Below are 8,640 nucleotides of genomic sequence, written 5' to 3'. Positions count from 1 at the left end.
GGGGTTGGGGGAGAGGGCATTGAGGTTCTGCTTGCCACCTGTCTCAATTTGAACTGCCGCGCCCTCTCCCCCCGCCCTCTCCCGTTGCACGGGAGAGGGAGCCTGCCCGGGCATGCGAGACACCGCTAGTTCTTCGCCACGGGCTCCGGCAACGGCCCCCAGCCACCGCCGAGGCTGCGGACCAGCGACACCGTCGCAGCCGCGCGCAGCCCTGCCACCGCATTGGCGTCGCGCTGCGATTGCAGCACCGTGCGGTCCGCGTCGATCACGGTCAGGTAGTCGACCGCACCGGCGGAGTATCGGCTGCGCGATGTACGCTGCGCGCGCTTGGCGCCTGCCAGAGCGCTATCGAGCGCCACGCCCTGCTGGCTCAGCCAGCGCACATCGGCCAGGCTGTCCTCGACCTCACGGAATGCCACCAGCACCGTCTGGCGGTAGCGTGCCACGCTTTCCTCATGCGCGGCGCGCGCACCGGCCAGGTTGGAGCTGTTGCGGCCACCGTCGAATACGGTCTGCGCGACGGTGGACCCCACCAGCGGGCCGACCAACCATGCACGCGACGACCACTTGAACAGGTTCGAGATATCCGACGACTCGAATCCGAACAGCGCGGTCAGCGAAATGCGCGGGAAGAACGCGGCCTTCGCCACACCGATGCGCGCATTGGCGGCTGCCATCTGGCGTTCGGCGGCAGCAATGTCCGGGCGGCGTTCGAGCAATTCGGATGGCAGCCCGGCCGGGATGGCCACTGGCGTGGCGTCCAACGGCTTCGCTGCGATTCCGAACTGCGACGGCGACACCCCGGTCAGCACGGCCAGTGCATGTTCCTGGTTAGCGCGACGGCGCTCGGTGGCGGCCAGATCGGCGCGCGCCGTACCCAGTTCCGATTCGGCACGGGCCGGGTCCAGGTCGGTGGTCTCTCCCTCTTCGTAGCGCTTGCGCAGCAGCTTGAGCGAATCCTCACGCAGCTTGATCGTTGCCAGCAGCAGGTCACGATCGCTGTCCAGCGTGCGCAGCGCAAAGTAGGCCTGCGCAGTATCCGCCTGCAGCGCAAGCTGCACCGAGCGATACAGATCCTCGGCGCCCTGCTCGTCAGCGCGTGCGGCATTGACGCTGTTGGCCACGCGGCCGAAGAGGTCAAGCTCATAGTTGGCGATCAGGCGCGCCTGGTACACGGTCTGCGGCGGAATGTGCGTGCCATCTGGCAAGCCTTGCGAGGCGGCCGAAAGCTGCGCACGCGTCGGACTGAAGCCCGCCGTCAATTGCGGATACAGGTCCGCCTCGGTCGCGCCGGTAAACGCACGCGCCTGCTTGAGCCGGGCCGCCGCGGCGGCCAGGTCCTGGTTGTACGCATTAGCCGCGTCTATCAGCCGGTCAAGATCGGCGTCGCCGAAGACCTTCCACCATTCGCCGCGCTGCTGGCCCTCGGCAGGCGTCGCGGTTTTCCACTGCGCGCCTTCGGCGGCAGCCGCCTCGGCTTCCTTGAACGTCGATGCTGTGGGCGTCTCGGGCACCTTGTAGGTCGGCGCCAGCGAGCAGCCCGCCAGCACCAGCGCGGCGGCCAGCGCACCAAGCTTCGGCAGGTATTGCTTCATTACGTTGTTCATGATTTTTTACCCTTATTCGGCCGACGCCACTGCCTGCGAGCCCGATGCACTTTGTCCAGTCGCGTGCTCTGTCGCCTGGTCTGTCGCCCGCCCTGTCGCCTTCTGGCGCTGACCGCGCGTGGCCAGCAGACGCAGCGCCACGTAGAACACCGGCGTCAGGAACAGGCCGAAGAACGTCACGCCGAGCATCCCCGCAAACACGGCCACACCCATCGCATGACGCATTTCCGCTCCGGCGCCCGTGGATACCACCAGCGGCACCACGCCCATGATGAAAGCGAACGACGTCATCAGGATCGGGCGCAGACGCAGGCGGCTGGCTTCGATTGCGGCCTGTACCACCGTGCGGCCATGGTGCTCAAGCTCGCGTGCAAACTCGACAATCAGGATCGCGTTCTTCGCCGACAAGCCCACCAGCACGATGAAACCGATCTGCGTGAAGATGTTGTTGTCGCCACGCGTCAGCCATACGCCGGTCATGGCGGCCAGCAGGCTCAACGGCACGATCAGGATCACGGCCAGCGGCAGCGTCAGGCTTTCGTACTGGGCGGCCAGCACCAGGAACACCAGCAGCACGCACAGCGGGAAGATCCACACGCCCGCGTTACCGGCCAGGATGTCCTGATAGGTCAGGTCGGTCCATTCGAAGCCGATGCCCTTGGGCAGCGTCTCGGCAGCAATCGCTTCCGCCGCAGCCTGCGCCTGGCCCGAGGAGAAGCCCGGAGCCGGGCCACCGTTCATATCGGCGGCTGTGAAGCCGTTATAGCGGCTCACGCTGTCCGGACCGAAGCTCTGCTTGACCTGCACCAGCGACGACAGCGGCACCATGTCGCCATTCACGCTGCGCGTCTTCAATTGCAGGATGTCTTCCGCATGCTGGCGGAACTGCGCATCGGCCTGCACTTTGACCTGGTACGTACGACCGAACTTGTTGAAGTCGTTGACGTAGGCCGAGCCAAGGTAGGTCTGCAGCGTGTCGAACACATCGGTCACGGGCACGCCGAGTTGCTTGGCCTTGGTACGGTCGAGCTTCACGTCAAGCTGCGGCACGTTCACCTGGTAGTTGCTGAAGATGCCAGCCAGCGCCGGCGTGGCGCGTGCCTTGGCCATGAACGCATTGGTCGCGTTGAACAGTTCGTCATAGCCAAGCGCGGCACGGTCCTCGATCATCATCTTGAACCCACCAATCGTCCCAAGCCCCTGCACGGGCGGCGGCGGGAAGACGGCGATGAACGCGTCCTGGATCGAACCGTACTGCTTGTTCAGGTCCGCCGCGATGGCGCCACCAGACAGTTCCTTGCTCTTGCGCTTGTCGAACGGATCCAGCGTGACGAACACGATGCCGGCGCTCGGGCTGTTGGTAAAGCCGTTGATCGACAGGCCCGGGAACGCCACGGCCGATTCCACGCCCGGATGCTTGAGAGCGATCTCCGACATGCGACGGATCACGTCTTCCGTGCGATCAAGCGTGGCTCCGTCCGGCAGCTTGGCGAAGCTCACGAGGTATTGCTTGTCCTGCGCGGGCACGAAGCCCTTCGGCACCATCTGGAACACGCCCCAGGTCGCCACCAGCATCAGCGCATACACGCCGAACACCGAGCCCTTGCGGCGGATCACGCCCTTCACGCCGCGGCCATACTGCTCCGAACTGCGGCCGAAGAAGCGATTGAAGTGGACAAAGAACTTGCCAAAAACCTTGTCCATCGCACGCGTCAGCCAGTCCTTCGGCGCGTCGTGGCCCTTGAGCAGCAGCGCGGACAGCGCGGGGGACAGCGTCAGCGAATTGAACGCCGAGATGATCGTCGAGATCGAGATCGTCAGCGCGAACTGCTTGTAGAACTGCCCGGTCAGGCCGGTCATGAACGCCAGCGGCACGAACACGGCGATCAGCGTCAGCGCGATCGCGATGATCGGGCCGCTTACTTCGCGCATGGCCTTGTACGTGGCTTCCTTCGGCGACAGCCCTTCCTCGATGTTCCGCTCGACGTTCTCCACCACCACGATCGCATCGTCCACCACGATACCGATTGCCAGCACCAGGCCGAACAGGCTCAGCGCGTTGATCGAAAATCCGAATACGTGCATCAGGCCGAACGTACCGACGATCGACACCGGCACCGCCAGCAGCGGAATAATCGACGCGCGCCACGTCTGCAGGAACAGGATCACCACCAGCACCACCAGGGCGATGGCTTCGAACAGCGTATGCACCACGGCCTCGATCGAGTGGCGCACGAACTGCGTCGGGTCATAGACGATGCTGTAGTCCACGCCGTCCGGCATGTTGGCCTTCAACTCGGCCATCGTCTTGCGCACGTCGTCCGAAATCTGGATCGCGTTCGAACCGGGCGCCTGGAAGATCGGCAGTGCCACGGCGGACTTGTTGTCCAGCAGCGAACGCAGCGCATACTCCGAGGCACCCAGCTCGATGCGGGCGATGTCCTTCAGGTAGGTCACCGCACCGTCCGGCGATGTATTGACGATGATGTCGCCAAACTCTTCCACCGTCTGCAGGCGGCCCTGCGCATTCACGGACAGTTGCAGGTCGGTGCCCGGCAGCGACGGCGACTGGCCGATCACGCCGGCCGCCACCTGAACGTTTTGCTCGCGGATGGCCTTGACCACGTCGGACGCCGCCAGATGACGCTCGGCGATCTTGTCGGGGTTCAGCCACACACGCATCGAATAGTCGCCGGAGCCGAACATCTGCACCTGCCCCACGCCCTGGATCCGCGCCAGGCGGTCCTTCACGTTGATCAGCGCGTAGTTGCGCAGGTACGTCATGTCATAGCGATTGTTCGGCGAGACCAGGTGCACCACCATGGTCAGGTCCGGCGAACTCTTGACGGTGGTGATGCCAAGGCGGCGCACGTCTTCGGGCAGGCGCGGCTCGGCCTGCGAGACGCGGTTCTGCACGAGCTGCTGCGCCTTGTCCGGATCCGTGCCCAGCTTGAAGGTCACCGTCAGCGTCAGCGTGCCGTCGCTGTTGGCCTGCGAGTTCATGTAGAGCATGTCCTCGACGCCGTTGATCTGCTCTTCCAGCGGCGTGGCCACGGTCTCGGCGATCACCTTCGGGTTGGCGCCCGGGAACTGGGCACGCACCACCACTGACGGCGGCACCACTTCCGGGTACTCCGAGATCGGCAACTTGAACATCGAGATGGCGCCGATCAAAAAGATCAGCACCGACAGCACGCCCGCGAAGATCGGGCGATCGATAAAGAATTTCGAGAGATTCATCTTTGTCTCGGCGAAAACAGTCCCCCTGGCGGTCCGCCGGAGCGGACGCCATCAAAATGCTGCAGGGGGAAATTGTCTGGCTGCGGGGGCTTTTCGGGGGCTAGGTGGGGGCTGTGCTTAGCTCACGTTCGGCTTGTCGGTCTTCTCTTCCGCGGCCTGCTTGCGGTCCGGCGTGGAGCCGCGCGGCTCCAGTTCGCTGCGATAAGCCATGTCCACGGGCTTCGGTGCAACGGTGTCACCGGGCCGCACGCGCATCAGGCCGTTGACCACGATGCTCTCACCCGGCTGCAGGCCCTTGCGGATCACGCGCAGGCCTTCGAACGTCGGCCCGAGTTCAACCTCGCGGTATGCCAGCTTGTTGGCCTTGTCCACCACCAGCACGAACTTCTTGCCCTGATCGGTACCGATGGCGCGATCGTTGATCAGCACCGCCGGATGCGGCGTGCCGCCACCGAGCTTGATCTTCGCGTACAGGCCCGGCAGCAGACGGCCATCTTCGTTGTCGAAGATCGCACGCACGCGGATCGTGCCGCTGCGCGTATCGAGCCGGTTATCGACCGAATGGATCTTCCCCTCGTGCGGATTGCCGTCCTCGTTGGCCAGGCCCAGGAACACCGGCAGGTCCTTCTTGCCGCCGCCAGCACCCGGTTCTGTGTAGCGCAGGTAGCTCTGTTCATCGACGTCGAAGCTCGCGTACACCGGCGACACCGACACAACCGTAGTGAGCGCCGGAGACGCCGCACCGGCCGCCACCAGGTTGCCAACCGTGATCTCGGCACGAGACACCTTGCCCGAAACCGGCGCGACGATACGCGTATAGCCCAGGTTCAGCTTTGCCACCTCAAGCGCCGCCTGCGCGCCACGCACGTCGGCAACGGTTTCGCTTGCCGTGTTGATGCGCTCGTCGAACTCTCGCTTCGAGATCGCGTTGTCATCAAGCAGGCGCTGGGCGCGGGCCTTTTCGGTCTGCGCGTGCGAAGCGCGTACCTGTGCTGCCGCGAGTGCCGCTTCGGCGCGCGCCACTTCCGCCGCATACGGGCGCGGATCGATCGTGAACAGCGGGTCGCCCTTCTTCACGATCGAACCTTCGCGGAAGTGCACGGTTTCGATCGTGCCGGACACGCGTGGACGGATCTCCACGCGATCCACGGCTTCGATGCGGCCAGAGAACTCATCCCATTCGGTAATGGTCTTGCCCACGGCGGACGCCACCTCCACCGCCGCGGCCGGCGGTGGGGTGTTGGCTTGAGCTTCCCCGCCGTGCCAGGGACGCAGAACCGAGGTTGCCGCGCCGATGCCAAGGATCGCTACGATGGCGATCGCAATCAGCGTGCGTCGAGACTGTTGATTCATTTTCTTCACTCCGTGTTTCGTCGGGTTTCTTCAACTGGAAAAGCAAAAAATCAGGCCGAACGCATCCCGCCGGGCCGAGTGGCCCGGAAACGGGAAAAGGGGGATCTCATCCCACGAGGGATGGTTGATGCCAAGCCAGTACAGCTGCCAGCCTCAAAGGGCGCTGGCTATGGAATCCGATACCTTCACGTACCCGGTATCGGCCGGCGTTCGGACCGGTTATGAGGCGTCGTCAGCCTTCGCGAAACAATCGCGCAGGAACCGCGCGCCTTCTTTGACCCATGCCTGACACATCTCATGGGACTGTTCCACCCCGTCGCCACAGGCGCCGGGCATGATCAGGGCCTTGGCCGGAACACCAGCCTTGGCAAGCTTGGCGGCGAAGGCTTCGCCCTCGGCACGCAATGCATCTTGCTCCGCAACCTGCACCAGCGTGGCTGGGAGGCCCGCCATACGCGATGCCAGTGCCGGCGCCGCATACGGATGCACACTGGCCGCAGGCGTCGGCAGGTAGTCGCGATAGTTGCAGGCCAGCCGGCGCAGCATCTCCATCGGTACCTGACCAGCCGAGGACATCGCCGCCAGGCAAGGGTCCGTCACAGGCCGGATCAGCCACTGGCCGGCTGGCTGCGGCAAGCCTCTGTCGCGCAGCATCTGCGCCGTGGCAATCGCCAGGTTGCCGCCAGCCTCTTCGCCAACCAGCACGAAACGCAGCTTGTCGACCTTGAGTTTCTTCGCCTGCTTCAACACCCATGCCACCGTGTTGACGGCGTCTTCGGGCGCGGCAGGAAACGGGTTTTCGGGCGCCAGTGAATAGGCTGGCGTCACCACCACGGCCGGGACGGACTCCGCCAGATCCCGCGCCAGTTCCTTCGCTGCCTCGACACCGCCTTCCACAAAGCCGCCGGCATGCAGATACACCATCCAGGGCAACAATGCCGTACCGGGCGCCACCGGCCAATAACCTGCGGGGTAACACACGCAGACCTTGATTTCGCGGTCGCCGCTGACAACCATATGTTGTTCCACGAAGGCCTTGCCCTGTTCTGCGGCCGGTTGAACGGCGGAACTACGGGGGCTCGTGGTCTTGGTCATAGCGGGCCGGCGACCGGCATGGGTCGTCGATACTGTGTTGCGATGCTCCGAATTATGGTGATTGACGATCATGGGATAAAGCGGGCTATTGCCAACGCACTATTTCTGCGCTGGAATAATCGATGAAGTGAAACCACACGCTTGGCAAGGTCACCCAAAATGTGATTCACTCCGGTCCTTCGGCACCGCGCAGTTTGGGGAAACATGCGCGGCCGCCGTGCCCCCAAGCCTCCACCCGTCCCCGCTCCGGCCGCCACTGGCGGACCGCCGGCAGCAAATCCAGGCCGCGCACTTGACATGCAGCGGACCCATTCCCGCCAGACATCCTTCGGAACGTAGCTCGTACTCTTTCGAAAGCTTCTCAATCATGGATCGTCTTGTCTCTATGCAGGCATTCACTCGGGTGGTGGATGTCGGCAGCTTTGCGCGTGCGGCGGAGTCGCTAGACCTGCCAAAGGCCACACTCACCCGCCTGATCCAGAACCTGGAAACGCACCTTGGCGTCAAGCTGCTGCACCGGACCACGCGCCGCATCAGCGTAACGACCGATGGCGCGGCCTACTACGAACGCTGCGTGCGCATCCTGGCCGATGTGGAGGAAGCGGAACAATCGTTGACCCGGCATAACAATTCGCCGCGCGGCACGCTGTGTGTCGACACCACGAACGGTCTCGCGCAGATGGTGCTGCTGCCGAACCTGCACGATTTCTTCAACGCCTATCCCGAACTGAAGCTCGAGCTGACCATCAACGGCAAGCCGATCGACCTGCTCAAGGAAGGCGTGGACGTGGTGTTGCGCGTGGGGACGCTCGACGAATCGATGGTGGCGCGACGCATCGGCCAACTCAAACTGGCGTTTTATGCTTCGCCGATCTATCTGCGGCGCTTTGGCACGCCGCGCGACATGACGGAGTTGGCGCAGCACAAGGCCGTCAATTTCCTGTCGAACCGCACTGGCCGCGAGATGCCTTGGCCGCTGATTCGCGGCGGCGAGCGCACCGAGGTATTGCTGCCATCGTCCGTCTCCACCAACGATGCCGATGTCTACATGGGCTGCGCGCTGGAGGGCCACGGCATTGCGCGCATCTCCCGCGCTATGGCGGAGCCCTATGTCAACAGCGGACGGCTTGTCGAGGTGATGGGCGACTGGCAGACCGACGAACTGCCAATCTCCGCGATGTACCCGCAGAACCGGCACCTGTCGGCAAAGGTGCGCGTCTTCGTGAACTGGGCGGCGGAACTGTTCTCGCGCCACCCGCACTTTGGCGCGGCGCCGCAGCAGTTGGCGGCTTGAAATCTGATGTCGGCTGGCTCCCCTCTCCCGCCACGCGGGAGAGGGGCCGGG

Annotated in this window: 5 protein-coding genes; 1 reads left to right on the top strand and 4 read right to left on the bottom strand. The window is 64.2% G+C overall.

The window, feature by feature from the left end; all coding sequences use genetic code 11:
* Positions 1–125: 125 nt before the first annotated feature.
* From B552_RS0126305 to B552_RS0126290, 4 genes are all read right to left on the bottom strand, one after another.
* Positions 126–1,607, bottom strand: a complete 1,482-nt coding sequence (locus B552_RS0126305) for an efflux transporter outer membrane subunit (RefSeq protein ID WP_026036073.1) — start codon at positions 1,605–1,607, stop codon at positions 126–128.
* A gap of 12 nt (positions 1,608–1,619) precedes the next feature.
* Positions 1,620–4,847, bottom strand: coding sequence for a multidrug efflux RND transporter permease subunit (locus B552_RS27955; protein WP_019452050.1), 3,228 nt, complete (start codon positions 4,845–4,847; stop codon positions 1,620–1,622).
* Between the two features lie 117 nt (positions 4,848–4,964).
* Positions 4,965–6,200 (bottom strand): efflux RND transporter periplasmic adaptor subunit, encoded by a 1,236-nt coding sequence (locus B552_RS0126295; protein ID WP_019452049.1) that lies wholly within the window; start codon positions 6,198–6,200, stop codon positions 4,965–4,967.
* A gap of 219 nt (positions 6,201–6,419) precedes the next feature.
* Entirely contained in the window at positions 6,420–7,295 is an 876-nt protein-coding gene (locus tag B552_RS0126290) for an alpha/beta hydrolase (RefSeq protein WP_026036072.1), read from the bottom strand.
* A gap of 367 nt (positions 7,296–7,662) precedes the next feature.
* On the opposite strand from B552_RS0126290, the gene B552_RS0126285 reads away from it, so the two are divergent.
* Positions 7,663–8,589, top strand: a complete 927-nt coding sequence (locus B552_RS0126285; RefSeq protein WP_026036071.1) for a LysR family transcriptional regulator — start codon at positions 7,663–7,665, stop codon at positions 8,587–8,589.
* Positions 8,590–8,640: the final 51 nt, after the last annotated feature.

The sequence above is a fragment of the Cupriavidus sp. BIS7 genome (genome assembly GCF_000292345.1).
In the GTDB taxonomy this organism is placed as follows: Bacteria; Pseudomonadota; Gammaproteobacteria; order Burkholderiales; family Burkholderiaceae; genus Cupriavidus.
Note: the sequence above shows the minus strand (reverse complement) of the source record. Positions and strands in the feature narration are given on the sequence as shown.